Here is a 13703-nt window from a genome sequence, read left to right on the forward strand (position 1 = left end):
CCATTGGCTGCTTGGTCTCTCTGGCGTTCGCTTGGCGGCAAATGCCAATCGCGGTAATCGAGCGAGCCAAAGACTCGGAACCCAAGACGCTTTTCACGGAACAAGCCATCGCGTTTCGGATTCTGGGTTGGTTCGCGATCGGCGCGATGACAATCAGTCTCGCCGGATTGCTGATTGGCCTGCTTCCATCGATTTATCCCGACCAAGCCGCCAAATTGCTGCGTTTTTATTGGTTCCGATTGGCCGATGCGGTCACGCCGCTGGTGCTCGCATTTTTGCTGGTTCACTTTTTCTCGGCGAGAAACATCGGTTCACCAACTGCGGAGCCACAGCCCAGAAGCCAACCTTCCGCCATCGTCTGGCTGGGCCGAGCCGGGATATTGGCGGCGATCGGGCTTTTCGCTCAGGCCAGTTGGGAGCGGATTCAGACCGGAGTACCCGTTTCGGTCAGCAATCGAATGCTGGGGCTCAACGCGGATGCCGACTACGCCGAGCAGCGACGCACGATGGAAGACTGGATTGCCGTGTGCCAGTTCATCCGAGCCAGCACGCCAGAAGACGCCGTCTTGTTGACACCGAGACACCAACAAACGTTCAAGTGGTACGCCCATCGGGCCGAAGTGGTCAACTGGAAGGACACGCCGCAAAACGCGGTTGCGTTGCGAGAGTGGGCCAAACGTTTTCTGGAGGTTTACCCCGCTCGTTTGTCGACCATGCGAGTCACGATTCGGTACGACGACTTACGAGCCATGCGGGCCAAATACGGCTGCGACTGGATCGTGGTTGACCGACGAGTCGTGGGTCCTGAACTGCCCTTGGTGCAGATTTATCCGGCGTCAAATCAGCGGAATTCGACCTATGCGGTCTACGAACTCCCTTGACGGATGGACCAATTGGCTTTTTGCGACAAAATTCGCCCAAGAATTTTGTGGGGAGCCCGATTTTGCCCCAATTCCGTCTTGTCGCCTGTTCGCGGATCGGTACACTCTGCCTTCCCCATCGCAAGGCCGGTTTATCGGTTCTCGCGCGGGGTGAACTTGAGCTGGCCAACGTAGCTCAGTTGGCAGAGCAGCTGATTTGTAATCAGCCGGTCGTGGGTTCGAATCCCTCCGTTGGCTCTTGCGAAATCGATTCAACGCCGATGGCGAATGAACCGAACAACAGACAATCGAAACAGTCTGCCAAGCAAGTTCACAGAAGTAGACGAGGAAGAGGTGCGAAAGCACTCAAAAATGAAGTCATTCGAATCGCAAGCCACACTTTTGATTCGAAAAACATGATTTGGGGGTTTGCCCGAGTGGTTAAAGGGGGCGGACTGTAAATCCGCTGGCTATGCCTACACAGGTTCGAATCCTGTAGCCCCCATTAGAAGATGGAAGATGCTGTTAGCTGCAAGCTACTGGCTGCTGTTTCCCCTTGCCCTTTGACGGGTTTTCGCGGAAAACCAGCAAATAGTAGCCGGTCGCTGGCAGTGGAAGACGCGGGTGTAGCTCAATGGTAGAGCAGCAGCCTTCCAAGCTGAATACGAGGGTTCGATTCCCTTCACCCGCTTCGCTGCTGTAGCTCAGGGGTAGAGCGCCTCCTTGGTAAGGATGAGGTCATGGGTTCAAATCCCATCAGCAGCTTCAAGTCGCTCAAAGTTAAGTTCCCATCGGGGAGCGGGCTTTGGGTGCAACATCGTTTTTGTTTCGTTTCGATTTTCAAGTAGATCGAATGCGATCAACACGGCCGAATTGCCGGCGAGTAACCGTGGGTGTGAACGCGGTCGACGGCAGCAAGGGTTTTCGAGGAGCGTATCTCCCCGAGAACAGTGGTGCGGATCGCGAATGCAGGTGAACCAGAATGGCTAAGGACAAATTTGAACGTACCAAGCCCCACGTCAACGTAGGTACGATCGGTCACATTGACCATGGTAAAACGACGACGACGGGTGCTATCCTCGCTGTTCAAGCCGCTAAGGGCTTGGCACAAGCGAAGGGTTACTCTGATATCGCCAAGGGCGGTACTGTCCGTGATGCAACGAAGACTGTGACCATTGCGGTCGCTCACGTTGAGTACGAAAGTGAAAATCGTCACTACGCTCACATCGATTGCCCCGGCCACGCTGACTTTGTCAAGAACATGATCACCGGTGCCGCCCAGATGGACGGTGCGATTTTGGTCGTGTCGGCAGCTGACGGCCCAATGCCACAAACCAAGGAACACGTGTTGCTCGGTCGCCAGGTTGGCGTTCCGTACATCGTTGTGTACTTGAACAAGTGTGACTTGGTCGACGACGAAGAATTGCTCGAACTCGTCGAACTCGAAGTTCGCGAATTGCTCAGCAAGTACGACTACCCAGGTGACGACGTTCCTGTCGTTCGTGGTAGCTCGCTGCCTGCTTACAACAACCCAAGCGATCCAGAAGCCAGCAAGTGCATCACTGAGTTGATGGAAGCACTTGACTCGCACATTCCTGAGCCTACCCGTGAAGACGACAAGCCATTCCTGATGGCAATCGAAGACGTCTTCTCGATCGAAGGTCGTGGTACGGTTGCTACCGGACGTATCGAGCGTGGTGTCGTGAAGGTCGGCGAAGAAGTCGAAATCATCGGCCTTGGTCCAAACTCGACCAAGACCACCTGCACCGGCGTTGAAATGTTCCGCAAGGAAATGAACGAAGGTCGTTCGGGCGACAATGTTGGTTGCTTGCTTCGTGGTGTTAAACGCGAAGACATCCAACGTGGTCAAGTTTTGGCAAAGCCAGGCAGCATCACGCCTCACACCAAGTTCGAAGCAGAAGTTTACTGCTTGAGCAAAGACGAAGGTGGCCGTCACACGCCATTCTTCAGCGGTTACCGCCCTCAGTTCTACTTCCGCACGACTGACGTCACCGGAACGGCCAACTTGATCGGTGCCGACATGTGCATGCCTGGCGACAACGTCAAGGTCGAAGTTGAATTGCACAAGCCAATCGCCATGGATGACGGTGTTCGCTTCGCTATTCGCGAAGGCGGCCGTACCGTTGGTTCAGGCGTTGTGACCAAGATTGTCGAGTAATCTGCATTTGCAGAAAGTTGTCTATAAGCGATAAGCTGGTAGCTGTTAGCTAGTGGCTTATCGCTGTTTCAGGGGCGTAGCTCAATTGGCAGAGCACTGGTTTCCAAAACCAGCGGTTGTGAGTTCGACTCTCGCCGCCCCTGCTGTCCAGAATTCTGGTTTGCCCCCGCGATCAACAGGATGTGATCGTGGAAGAGGTCTGAGCAAACTGGCCCATGACCAATTTGGCTCAACACCAGAATCAATTCACGAAGGAGTCCACGGGTGTCCAAAGATCTAACCCAATCCGGCACGGCCGGCGCCGGAGGCAGTTCGCTGAGCAGCGAATTGTTCCATGCTGGTGTGTACAAAGCCAACCAAGGCCGGATCGTTCGCCAACTGACGGCTCTCGCCGTTTGGGTGATCGTTGCGTTGGGTTGCTGGCGATTGTATTCGTTCCTGCCATCGGCCATGGGAGAATCCTCCCTCGCCGCACGTGCCATCCCGGCCGTGTTGCTGGCTGCTGGCCTGTGGTTCGGTTTCCGTGTCGTCAACTGGCCTCGATTCGCCGATTTCCTGATCGCTGTCGAAGCGGAAATGAACAAGGTGACTTGGCCCAGCAAGGATGAACTGATTCGGGCTTCCGTGGTCGTGATTTTCACTATCTTCTTCCTTGCCATCACATTGTTCCTGTTCGATGTTCTCTGGCAATTTATCTTCAACTTCATCGGGGTAACATCGTGAGTGATGATGACGTGCAAGACGTCGACTCGCCAGAAACCGAAGCCTCTCCCGCCGCTTCGGAAGCTCCCGCGCCCCCGCCACCGGCTCCCGTTGACCCCAACGCGCCGCCCAAACCAGAAGTGGACGATGAGTCCCCGATGGATTGGTACATCCTGAAAGTCGCGTTCAACCGCGAAGATTCCATCGCAGAAGCCCTTCGCAAGAAGGTTCGCATGGAAGACATGGGTGAGTACTTCGGCGACATCGTGGTGCCATCCGAGGACGTCGCCACATTCACTCGCGATGGAAAACGCCGCGTTAGCAAACGAAAATTGCTGCCCGGTTACATCATGGTGTATATGTCGATCAACGACGACACCTGGTTCCTCGTCCGTGAAGTCGGCGGGATCAGCGATTTCACCGGTTCGGCTGGCAAACCCCAGCCAATGGAACCCGAAGACGTGGAGCGATTCATCAATCGTCCCGCCGTCGACGACGAAGACGAAACACCGATCAAAACGGCGATTCCTTTCAAAGTCGGTGACCGCGTTCGCGTCAAAGAAGGCAACTTCGAAAACCAAGAAGGCGAAGTCGATGTGGTCGACGAAGCCAACGGCCGCGTGACAGTGATCATCAACATCTTTGGACGCAGCGTCCCGATGGAACTGGATCACTGGCAAGTAGAGCCTTTGTAAAAAGCCGCTAGCTTCTAGCTATTAGCCGCTTGCGTTATTATCTTCACCCATCCCACTTCAAACACCTCAGATTGCGTTGGCCTTTCAGCAGAACGCTGCAACCAAAAAGCTAACCGCTAATCGTTAATCGCTAAAAGCTGTTTCCCCATGGCAAAACAAGTCACCGGCCAAGCCAAGTTCCAAGTCCCCGGCGGTCAAGCCACTCCTGCACCTCCTGTTGGTACATCGCTGGGTAAATACGGCGTGAACTTGGGACAATTCGTTCAACAGTTCAACGATCGCACCAAGGAATACAACGGCACGCCGATTCCTGTCATCGTCACGGTTTACAACGACCGTAGCTTTGATTTCATCACCAAGAGCCCACCAGCGGCCTCGATGTTGATGCAATCAGCCGGTATCGCCAAAGGCAGCGGCGTCCCAAACAAGGACAAAGTTGCAACGGTCACCCGAGCACAGTGCGAAGAGATCGCTCAAAAGAAGATGGAAGACCTCAACGCCCGTGACATCGATCAAGCGACTCGCATGATCGAAGGCACCGCTCGCAGCATGGGCATCATCGTCGACGGCTGATCGACGACCTCGATTGCCCCGACCTCTTTTCGGGGCTCGACTATTTTTTGCTTTCGGACTTTGCCTCGACGAATTTCATCGAGGCACTGTTCATGCAAAAGCGTTTGCCGGTTGGTGCGGGACCATCATCGAAAAGATGTCCCAGATGAGCCTTGCAACGTTTGCAATGAACTTCCGTTCGCGGATAGATCATCTTGTAGTCCGTCTTGTACCCGACGGCATCTTTCTCAATCGGCAAGTAGAAGCTCGGCCATCCAGTTCCTGACTTGAACTTGGTCTTGCTATCAAACAGTGGCTTGTCACAGACGATGCAGTGATACTCGCCCGTCTTCTTGTTGTTCCAGTACGCGTTTCGGAACGCGGGTTCGGTCGCAGCATTCTGAGTCACGTCGTATTGAATTCGGTTCAAACGACGACGCAGCTCGGCCTTTGTCGCCGGCACGTAGTCCTCATCAGAAGAAGCTTCGGCATTGTCCCCCCGCTTCTCTTGAGTGACCTCAAGCGGCGATTCACTTCCTCGCGAGCGGGACTCATCGGCTCGCAACGCCAGTCCGCCGAGCAGAAGACCGCTCGCGCCAATCACGCTCAGCATGATCGTCCGAAACGAGCCAGAGTGTTGTGAATGAATCTGCATCGCGTCATCTCCAAAATCAGTCCGTGTACCGAAAACTCATCGTGTCGTGATCGCCAAATTGACGCGAAACATGGGTCCTTCCGTCCGTACTAATCCTGCTGCAGCGAGGAAACCCAGTGGGTCGCCCGTCGCGTCAACCGCCCTCTATTGTAATGGGTTGTCACCCCTGTAGACCGCCAAAACACGCTCTCGCTGGACACTTCGATCACCGATCTGCAACTGCCGCCGACTCAAATTCGCGTTCAATTGCGGCGATTTCGATGATTCTGACGCTGACCTCGGCTCAGACCGCGGCGTTGAAAGGAGATGGAATCCATCGTTTCGCCGGGTTCGGTGCTCAGCCTCTACAATGCGTGCCTCACACACTTCACGCCACATCATGACGCCAACGGATGTCCACGCATTCTCTTCAGATCAACGGATTGGTCATCGACCGAGGGTCCACCAGGATCGTCGACGACTTTGATCTGGCACTGGTCCCGGGCGAGTACTGCGTTGTGCTCGGGCCAAGCGGTTGCGGGAAAAGCACGTTGCTGCACTGCATCGCGGGGTTGCTGGAAGCCGCTCGCGGTTCGATTGCGATTGACGGATACGACGTGACCCGCGTCACGGCTAGAAAGCGAGACGTTGGGCTGCTGTTCCAGCACGACACGATGTACCCGCATCTGACGGTTGAACAAACGCTCCAGATCGCATGTCGAGCGAATCTACGTCGTCGCCCATCGGCAACGGAAACGAACCAAAAGATTCAATCGATCCTGCAAACGCTCAACCTGGATCCCGCCTGGCTGCCACGACGACCAGAAACTCTCAGCGGTGGACAACGACGGCGGGTAGCTCTCGCCAAAACGCTAATCCGAGAACCATCGGTTTGCTTGCTTGACGAACCAATGGCGGCGATCGACCGATTGGCGGCAGAATCCTTGATGCAGCACTTGGCTGAAGTTTCCGGCCAAACTGAATCGACGACGTTTGTTCATGTGACCCATGACGGCGACGAGGCGATGCGTTTGGCCGACAAAATCGTCGTCATGTCGAACGGTTGCATTCTTCAATCCGGAACACCTCAGGAGATCTACCAGTCGCCCAACTGCACGGACGTTGCGCTCGCTCTTGGGTCACCTCCGTGCAATCTGCTGCCGCTGGATGAAGTGCTTCGGTCCTGTTCACAACTCGGTGAAGCCTTCCAATCGTCGCCGCCTGATTCAACCAATGAGCTCGCTTTGATGATCCGTCCGGAAGCGATCCAATTGGTCGAGCCAGATCTCAATGAGAAAGCGATGCCAACCGTCACTGAATTGGGCATGTGGCAATTTCCAGTCACTCTTTTGGAACGACGTGATTTGGGTGGCCGCCATCTCCTCCGATTGCAACTCATCGGCTCGGAGAACTCACCGCCGCTCTCGGCAACCACTTTTCAAGAATCAATTCCGCACGAGACCGGAACTCGATGGATCTGCCAGGTTCCGGTATCCGACCTTCGCGTGGTCGCCAAGTCGCCGCAGCACTCCACGCCCGGCACTTCCAAGACCTGTGGCGGGACGGAATCGTAGGTTACGATGTCTCGATGAAATCGAAACGCACCAACAATCGACGCGGCAAGCCCAAGCAACGAAACCTCAAGGGCGGAACCGATGACGGCAAGCCAACCAAGCTGAGAATCATCGGCGGTGACATGCGTGGCCGCCCCGTGACCTATCATGGCGAGGAATTCACTCGCCCGATGCGTGACAGCGTTCGCGAAAATCTGTTCAACATCTTGGGCCGAGCCTGTCGCGGCACGATCGCATTTGACTTGTTCGCTGGCACCGGTGTGTTGGGCCTGGAATCAATCAGCCGCGGTTCCAACAGCGCCGTCCTGGTCGAACCGATGCGAAAGGCGATCGCTCAAATTCGAGACACGACCGAGCGGCTCGGCATTGAAGACAAAGTCCGCTTGGTGACGGGCGACGCATTCGCGTTGGCCGATCAATTGCTGAAGCCATCCAGTCCGGAAGACGACACCGCTTGGATCGTCTTCCTCAGTCCGCCGTATCGCATGTGGACCGACCCGGAGTACTATCCCAAGCTGAAGTCGATCATCGTCCGAGTCCAGCAATACGCTCCTCCCGGCAGCGTCCTGGTCGTCGAGACCGACAACACGTTTGACCTGGAACAACTGCCGCCTGGCGACTGGGACATCCGAACCTACGGCATCACTCACCTAGCGTTCCTGGAACCCGGCAACGTGTGCGGCTTGGTCACTCCTTTTCCAGTTCCTGAATGAACCGCAGCAGCAACGGATGGGAAGGCTCGGCCATCTGACCGTGGTTGTATCCGTCGAGTTCCATCAACTTGGTATGAGGGTGACCGACCACTTGCATCATCCGCCAAAGGTAAGCGTTCTCCTCATAACGTCCGAGCATCTCCAGCTCACGATCACCGGTGATCAATAGCAACGGCGGAGCGTCCTTGCGAACATGGAACAGCGGTGCCATGTCATCGATGACCGGTTGGCGACCATCAATGCCGTTCTCTTTGCGAACCGTGAAGTGCGTGATCGTGTGACCGCTGTAAGGGATCAAACCTGCGATCTGATTGGCGTCGATGTCATGCTCTGCGAGCCAACGCTGATCCAATCCAACCATGCTTGTCAGATATCCGCCGGCCGAATGACCACTGACGTAGATGCGTTTGGGATCGCCACCATATTGCTCGATGTTCTTGAACACCCATGCCACCGCGGCCGCGGCGTCTTCCACATACGCCGGTGATTTGACCTTGGGGTGCAAGCGATAATTCACCGCTGCAACGGCAATCCCTTGAACAAGCAAACCTTCGGGAAAGGATTTGTTTCCACCGGTCAGTCCGCCGCCGTGGAACCAAACCACGGTCGAGAATCCCTTTTCATCGGTTGGATGAATCAGATCGAGACGGCAACGCTCTTTCTCGTAGTCCGTCAGATCGTCCCCGGACCGGTAGAGCAAGTCTTTGAAAGTTTGAGTTGCGTGTTTGGTCACGGTCGAATCTTGTGCGGTGACCGAACCGACACAAACGAAAAGAATCGCAACGAGTGCGATTCGCGAGTCAACAATTCTGTGCACTTCAAAACCTCATGCAGCGGGACGATGGAACCGCTGCATGATAGTCGATCGAAGATTCACGAACGCGTGAAGTTGAGTCCACCGTTGGTGCCACCGCCAACTCGAAAGACAAAGCCACCGTTTTGGCTGGCCGTCCAAGTGCCTTCCATCTTTTGAAGATCTTGCGAGCGGACCAAAGTCAGGCTGCCGCCATCCAAACGATACTGGCCGGAGAACTGGCTGGTCTTTCCCGACTTGGAAGCAACCCAAACAAACGAACCATCGGAATTCAACTCCAGCGACACTGATTGCTCACCGGGCAAGGAAACGTTCCACGATCCCACGTGAGGTTGGGCAGGCGAGCTGACACTGGAAGCCGGCGGGGCCGATCCAAACGTTGGGATCTGCGAGGAAGCCGCTGCTGGTTGAGTTGCTGGTGCGGCGGCTGGTGCAGGTGTCGCGGTTTGAGTCGGTGCGGTCGCTTGGGTTGGCTTGGCAGCACGTTGATTGATCGAGGCCAACATGGCGAGAGCCGATGCTTCCGCCGATGCAGCAGACTGAGTCGCGGGAGCAGCCTGGGTCGCTGGCTGCGTTTGAGCTTGTTGCTGAACCGGTGCTTGTTGTTTAACAGGTGCCTGACGGGTTGGTGCGGCTTGCGAGCCTTGAACCTGCTGGGCGGCGAAGTTGTTCGGGGCAGGTTGCTGACTCAGCGATTGCTGGCCGACCTGTTGTTGCGGAGCGAACTGTTGCCCCGAAACAGGCTGGCGCGATACGGGCTGACCTGCGAACGACTGCGAAGCGACCGGCGAAGGCTGAACGCTGATCGGAGCGTTGTGATATACCGGAGCCTGACGATAGGTGGGCTGGATCGACGAGTAGTGAGGTGTCGACGATGGGTAGCGATTGGTCGTGCGTGACGAGTGAATTTGCGACACGATTCGTGAAACTCCGCTGCGACGAGCTCCGCCACAGGCTTGGGTTTCGACGGCTGTTCCAGCAACGGTGCTGATCACGGAAGCGGCCAAGATCCATTTTTTAGCTTGAATTTTCATCGTTCTGTCTCCGGTCTTTGGAAAGTTTGAATTCGCGTCGCGGCGATGTCTTCGCCTTACAAACTGCCAAGCGGCAGACTTCTGAATGCGTTACAGAGAAACTTTGATTTTCCTGAATGCCCGAGATTCACTTGGCCAACCACGACGCCAGCGTCTGGGTCGACGACTCGGTTTTGGTTTCTTCGGGCGTCTTGGATTTCAGTTGTTTGCTCATCGCTCCGGCAATTCGAGCTACATAATCGATCGAGGCCGCCACGGCTTCATCAGGTGCGGTCGCATCCAATTTCGCGACGTACAGGATCAAAAACTCGCCCGCACCGTTCTTTTCCACGACCCAGCCACCGATCTTGGTCGCTGAGTTTTGACGCATCAGCCGCATCATCAGCTCGGCCGAGGGCTCGTCACTGCTGACCGAAACCAACGACCAAACCTTTCGCACGTCCGCACGCTGGAAGTACTCAGTGTCCTTCGCAACGAAGACGGACTGCGTCGTCCCCGAAGCAAGCTTCTGCTTGACCTCGTAGTGACCGGTCGAATGCAATTCGAAATCCACCTCCGCATTCTTCAGAACCACCTTGGTGCCCAAAGGAGCCGCTTTCCAAGGGCTTTTGACGAACGCATTGATTTCCTGAACGTCCACGCAGTAGCTGACCAGGTTCTGCGAGGGCGAGAATGACTGGGCAATCGCGATCAATTCGCCAGCTTGATTGACGACAGGTCCGCCGCTGTCACCGGGTTTGATTGGCGTCTGAGTTTCGACGACGCGAAAATCGTGCTCGCCGTGATCCGATTTGAACTTCTTCTGATAGATCGAACGGACCGTGCCGCTGGTGTAGACCCATAGGACGTCGGAACCGCCAGGATTGCCGATCAAATCCACTGATTCGCCGGTCGTGACGCTCGTCTCCGCCATCGCGATCGCTTCGGCTCGCTCAGGCACTTCCGCCAACTCAATCAGAGCCAAATCACGCTTGCGATCGACGGCAACAATCCGGCCGGGCTGAGCCAATTTCAGCACCGAATCCAGGTATTGCTTGCGTTTGACCATCGTTTCGCCGTTCTTTTTCTCGGGAAAGAACACCACGGCGGTGCGACTGTCACCGACCACGTGAGCGTTGGTCAGAACCAGCTTTTTGTCCGCATCGATGAAGACGCCTGTCCCGGTGGACGTTTGGTCTTCCCCGTTCGCAGTGATGATCCACACGGTCGATGGAAGGACTTTTTTGTAGGTTTCCCCGCCCGCCATGGCGTTGGTCGCTTGGAGCGAGATGACCAGCATGACAGCCGGGCAGAGCAGCGACATCCAACGGTGAAAAGCAATTCGAAGCATTCGAGTCAGGCGGCAGCGAAACATTGGATCACCTCATCAGATCAGGTGTGGTGCGGAAAAGGGAACAAAAGACCAAGCGTGATCTCTCGGCTGGTGTTACCGAAAATCACTTTTGACGCTTGAAATTCACTTTCACGGTGCCGATTTCCAGCTCGAACTGGTCGGCGTCGCTCCACGTCAGCGGAAAAACCAACGGATCTCCCGAGTCCGCTTTCAGAGAAAACTTGCCGTCCTTCAGCGAGTACTTGCCGGACGACACCGTCGATTTGGAATCCTTGACTTGAACCAATTGGAACGCTCCCGATCCCTCCGAAGCCGCTTTCAGATCGATCGCGTAGGCTTCACCAGACACGGGAGTCGCCAGCCATTGGCCGACCAGCGAAAACTCCCCGACTGCCGCTTTCGCCGTGTTTTCCGCTGGTTTGGCTCGGAATTGCGACCAAGCTGCTGAGTTTGTCACAGCGAATTGGCTGAGCGATTGCAGTTTTGACCGCAACGCTTCCGTGGTCAGCCCCACCGCCGACATCGTCGAACGCAGCACCAACTGCCCCTGCTTTCCAGCCTCCGCCGATTCGCGATTGATCCCAAAGAAAGTCGCCTGGGTCGCTTGCCCGGCTTCCATCAGCGACAGCCAAATCGCTCGCTCATTCTCAAGGGAAGCTTCGCCGAGCGTCACGAGTGCCATTTCAAAGACCACCTTTGGCGAATCGCCTTGGATGGTCATGCGAGTCGAGAAACTCCACTTGTCCGATTGGCTGACCAACCGAATCGCACCGAATTCGCGAACAGCTTCTTCATCGATCTCTTTCGCCAGCGGAAAGAGTTCGTCCAGGTCTTTGACCGAGTCCACTTTCGCAGCTCCGGCCTGAATCGGGATGGCGGCCTGGTTGGCTTCGCTGGACGACTCAGAAGAAGCCGTCGTGAAAACGGAATCGATCGCGACTTTCGAGAACAGTTCGTCATCCGCCAAACCACGAGCGGCGGGCAGAACAACGCACAACAGGGCCAGGCAAAGACTTCGGTGAGTGAGACGCATGGGTTCGCTCGATTGTCAGAGGAAAGAAGGATCACGCACGCGTGTGGGCGATGCTTTCCAAGCGAAACCTCGGGTTCGTTGTTACAGATTCGATGTTTCAAAAACAAATTCGTTTTTTCCAGTAACAACTTTGGGCCTCCTCCGCTTAGCCGTTCAGTCACAAGACGAACGACAGCGAAACGACGCGGCAAACTCGCTGGCGACTTTCTTACAACGCCGCAAAACAAACTTCCTGGAGACTGAACGATGTCCAAACGAACTCTGATCACCGCTGCCATGGCCATGACCTTCTGCTTGGTTGGCACCGCCGTGAAAGCCGACGACAACCTGCTCGCTCGATTGGCTGCCGCGGAAAGCAACAACACCGCCGACATCGAGAACATCGACGAAGCTTCAGCCGACGACATGGAACTCGGACTGGCCGATGTCGAATCACTGCTCAACGACGGCGAAGACGAAGTCGATTCAGAAGAGGCAGTCGCAGCTTGCTACCGTCGCTTCCGTGGCAGCTACGGGTACCGCAGCTATGGCCATCGCAGCTACGGCTACTCCCACTACAACTCGTACTACAGCCCCTACAGCTACTCGTCTTATCACTACACACCAGTCGTGCACTACAAGCCTGTTGTGCACCACTACTACACCCCCGTCTACACAAGCTACTGGGGATGCTGGTGAGCCGCAGCAGTACGATTCACAGCACGGTGATTCGCTTCACCGAGTGATCGCACCAAAGCAACGCATCACCCACATCGCACGGCATGCCCGGTACATCCCACCAGTGGATTGCCGGGCTTTTTCATGAATCAACCACCACATCGACAAGGTTCAATCCCATGTATCGCACATCCTTTTCCGTGAAGGCACTCAACACGGCCATCCTGTTCATCGCCTTCGTGACCATCGGCATCGTCGCATGCCAAGGCCAGGGCTTCATCGTTCCTCCTGATGACATCGGCGACTTGGAAATTGTCGAAGTCAAACAACTCCCCGTCGTCGATCAATCCTGTGGTCCACGCTTCGGGATCGTGATCGCCAACAACAGCAACCGCTGCGTCGAGAACTTTCACGTCACTGCGATTGGTTCGCTGGGCCAAGCATTGCCGCATTCGCCTCGCACCACCGTGGTCGCTGGACAAATCCCCGCCAATGGAGCCCGGCAAGTCGAAGTCTCCCTGCCGATTGAGACGCTCGCGATGGGCAACCGCGGCGGGCTGATCATTGGCCTGCAACACTTGACCGTCATCATCGACAGTTGGGACGAGTTCTTCGAATGCAACGAATTCAACAATCACAAATGCTTCTCGATGGATTCCTTGCCCATCGAAACCGTCGAGGCGGTCACGGTCGAAACAGTCACGGAAGTCGCTCCTGCAGCGTCACCTCAGCCGACCACCGTGCAGCCCAACACGGCACCTCCAGCCAACATTGCTCCGCAGACCAGCGGCATCAATCAACCGGCTCCCGCCGCGACCGCGGTCTCACCTCAAGATCCGCTGCGTTCGGCAATCGAACAAATCACACCGAACGGCAACAACCCTTCGCAGTGATTTGCTTCCATGCGTCTCCCTCGAACCAAC

The 13703-nt window shown here is 55.8% G+C and carries 14 protein-coding genes and 5 tRNA genes; 14 read left to right on the top strand and 5 right to left on the bottom strand.

Translation table 11 applies throughout. The features are described 5' to 3' along the window. The 10 genes from RE6C_RS01640 to rplK form a co-directional block, all read left to right on the top strand. The coding region (locus RE6C_RS01640; protein WP_039960944.1) for a DUF6798 domain-containing protein at positions 1-881 on the top strand (881 nt) is incomplete at its 5' end. Between the two features lie 164 nt (positions 882-1045). After that, positions 1046-1118, top strand: a tRNA-Thr gene (locus RE6C_RS01645). 165 nt (positions 1119-1283) lie between these two features. Next, positions 1284-1365, top strand: a tRNA-Tyr gene (locus RE6C_RS01650). A 115-nt stretch (positions 1366-1480) separates the two neighbouring features. After that, a tRNA-Gly gene (locus RE6C_RS01655) sits at positions 1481-1551 on the top strand. Between the two features lie 2 nt (positions 1552-1553). Further along, positions 1554-1625: transfer RNA gene (locus tag RE6C_RS01660), tRNA-Thr, on the top strand. Between the two features lie 217 nt (positions 1626-1842). Further along, entirely contained in the window at positions 1843-3039 is a 1197-nt protein-coding gene (gene tuf / locus RE6C_RS01665) for an elongation factor Tu (RefSeq protein WP_037251331.1), read from the top strand. Between the two features lie 70 nt (positions 3040-3109). Then, positions 3110-3182: transfer RNA gene (locus RE6C_RS01670), tRNA-Trp, on the top strand. 121 nt (positions 3183-3303) lie between these two features. Then, positions 3304-3762: a preprotein translocase subunit SecE gene (gene secE, locus RE6C_RS01675; RefSeq protein ID WP_008653250.1), complete on the top strand. Its 459-nt coding sequence runs from the start codon at positions 3304-3306 to the stop codon at positions 3760-3762. After that, positions 3759-4436, top strand: coding sequence for a transcription termination/antitermination protein NusG (gene nusG, locus RE6C_RS01680; protein WP_008653252.1), 678 nt, complete (start codon positions 3759-3761; stop codon positions 4434-4436). Before secE ends, nusG begins: the two co-directional genes overlap by 4 nt. Before the next feature lie 147 nt (positions 4437-4583). Next, positions 4584-5009: a 50S ribosomal protein L11 gene (rplK, locus tag RE6C_RS01685; protein WP_007324993.1), complete on the top strand. Its 426-nt coding sequence runs from the start codon at positions 4584-4586 to the stop codon at positions 5007-5009. 40 nt (positions 5010-5049) lie between these two features. On the opposite strand, the gene msrB is transcribed toward rplK, so the two are convergent. Continuing rightward, positions 5050-5643, bottom strand: a complete 594-nt coding sequence (gene msrB, locus RE6C_RS01690; RefSeq protein WP_008653254.1) for a peptide-methionine (R)-S-oxide reductase MsrB — start codon at positions 5641-5643, stop codon at positions 5050-5052. A 392-nt stretch (positions 5644-6035) separates the two neighbouring features. Between msrB and RE6C_RS01695 the strand changes: the two genes are divergently transcribed. Then, a complete protein-coding gene (locus RE6C_RS01695; protein ID WP_008653257.1) occupies positions 6036-7196 on the top strand; it encodes an ABC transporter ATP-binding protein in 1161 nt (386 codons plus the stop codon). A 14-nt stretch (positions 7197-7210) separates the two neighbouring features. Beyond that, entirely contained in the window at positions 7211-7909 is a 699-nt protein-coding gene (locus RE6C_RS01700) for an RsmD family RNA methyltransferase (RefSeq protein ID WP_008653259.1), read from the top strand. Here RE6C_RS01700 and RE6C_RS01705 read toward each other — a convergent pair. From RE6C_RS01705 to RE6C_RS01720, 4 genes are all read right to left on the bottom strand, one after another. Beyond that, positions 7884-8726, bottom strand: coding sequence for an alpha/beta hydrolase (locus RE6C_RS01705; RefSeq protein ID WP_008653260.1), 843 nt, complete (start codon positions 8724-8726; stop codon positions 7884-7886). The two genes, RE6C_RS01700 and RE6C_RS01705, sit on opposite strands and share 26 nt — an antisense overlap. Before the next feature lie 56 nt (positions 8727-8782). Next, positions 8783-9757 (bottom strand): polyadenylate binding domain-containing protein, encoded by a 975-nt coding sequence (locus tag RE6C_RS01710; RefSeq protein ID WP_008653261.1) that lies wholly within the window; start codon positions 9755-9757, stop codon positions 8783-8785. Positions 9758-9884: 127 nt separating this feature from the next. Beyond that, positions 9885-11111: a S1 family peptidase gene (locus RE6C_RS01715; protein ID WP_008653262.1), complete on the bottom strand. Its 1227-nt coding sequence runs from the start codon at positions 11109-11111 to the stop codon at positions 9885-9887. Positions 11112-11193: 82 nt separating this feature from the next. Continuing rightward, positions 11194-12123, bottom strand: a complete 930-nt coding sequence (locus RE6C_RS01720; protein WP_236617864.1) for a hypothetical protein — start codon at positions 12121-12123, stop codon at positions 11194-11196. Between the two features lie 246 nt (positions 12124-12369). Here RE6C_RS01720 and RE6C_RS01725 point away from each other — a divergent pair, with 246 nt between their 5' ends. Together RE6C_RS01725 and RE6C_RS01730 are read left to right on the top strand one after the other, a co-directional pair. Next, a complete protein-coding gene (locus tag RE6C_RS01725; protein ID WP_008653266.1) occupies positions 12370-12801 on the top strand; it encodes a hypothetical protein in 432 nt (143 codons plus the stop codon). A gap of 158 nt (positions 12802-12959) precedes the next feature. After that, positions 12960-13673, top strand: a complete 714-nt coding sequence (locus RE6C_RS01730) for a RodZ family helix-turn-helix domain-containing protein (RefSeq protein ID WP_039960963.1) — start codon at positions 12960-12962, stop codon at positions 13671-13673. Positions 13674-13703 lie beyond the last annotated feature (30 nt).

Origin of the sequence: Rhodopirellula europaea 6C (assembly GCF_000338295.1) — a bacterium.
Classification (GTDB): Bacteria; Planctomycetota; Planctomycetia; order Pirellulales; family Pirellulaceae; genus Rhodopirellula; species Rhodopirellula europaea.

Coding starts and splice junctions, on each gene's coding strand:
- tuf (WP_037251331.1), top strand. CDS start 1,843: ATGGCTAAGGACAAATTTGAACGTACCAAGCCCCACGTCAACGTAGGT.
- rplK (WP_007324993.1), top strand. CDS start 4,584: ATGGCAAAACAAGTCACCGGCCAAGCCAAGTTCCAAGTCCCCGGCGGT.
- msrB (WP_008653254.1), bottom strand. CDS start 5,643: ATGCAGATTCATTCACAACACTCTGGCTCGTTTCGGACGATCATGCTG.
- RE6C_RS01695 (WP_008653257.1), top strand. CDS start 6,036: ATGTCCACGCATTCTCTTCAGATCAACGGATTGGTCATCGACCGAGGG.
- RE6C_RS01700 (WP_008653259.1), top strand. CDS start 7,211: ATGAAATCGAAACGCACCAACAATCGACGCGGCAAGCCCAAGCAACGA.
- RE6C_RS01710 (WP_008653261.1), bottom strand. CDS start 9,757: ATGAAAATTCAAGCTAAAAAATGGATCTTGGCCGCTTCCGTGATCAGC.
- RE6C_RS01715 (WP_008653262.1), bottom strand. CDS start 11,111: ATGTTTCGCTGCCGCCTGACTCGAATGCTTCGAATTGCTTTTCACCGT.
- RE6C_RS01720 (WP_236617864.1), bottom strand. CDS start 12,123: ATGCGTCTCACTCACCGAAGTCTTTGCCTGGCCCTGTTGTGCGTTGTT.
- RE6C_RS01725 (WP_008653266.1), top strand. CDS start 12,370: ATGTCCAAACGAACTCTGATCACCGCTGCCATGGCCATGACCTTCTGC.
- RE6C_RS01730 (WP_039960963.1), top strand. CDS start 12,960: ATGTATCGCACATCCTTTTCCGTGAAGGCACTCAACACGGCCATCCTG.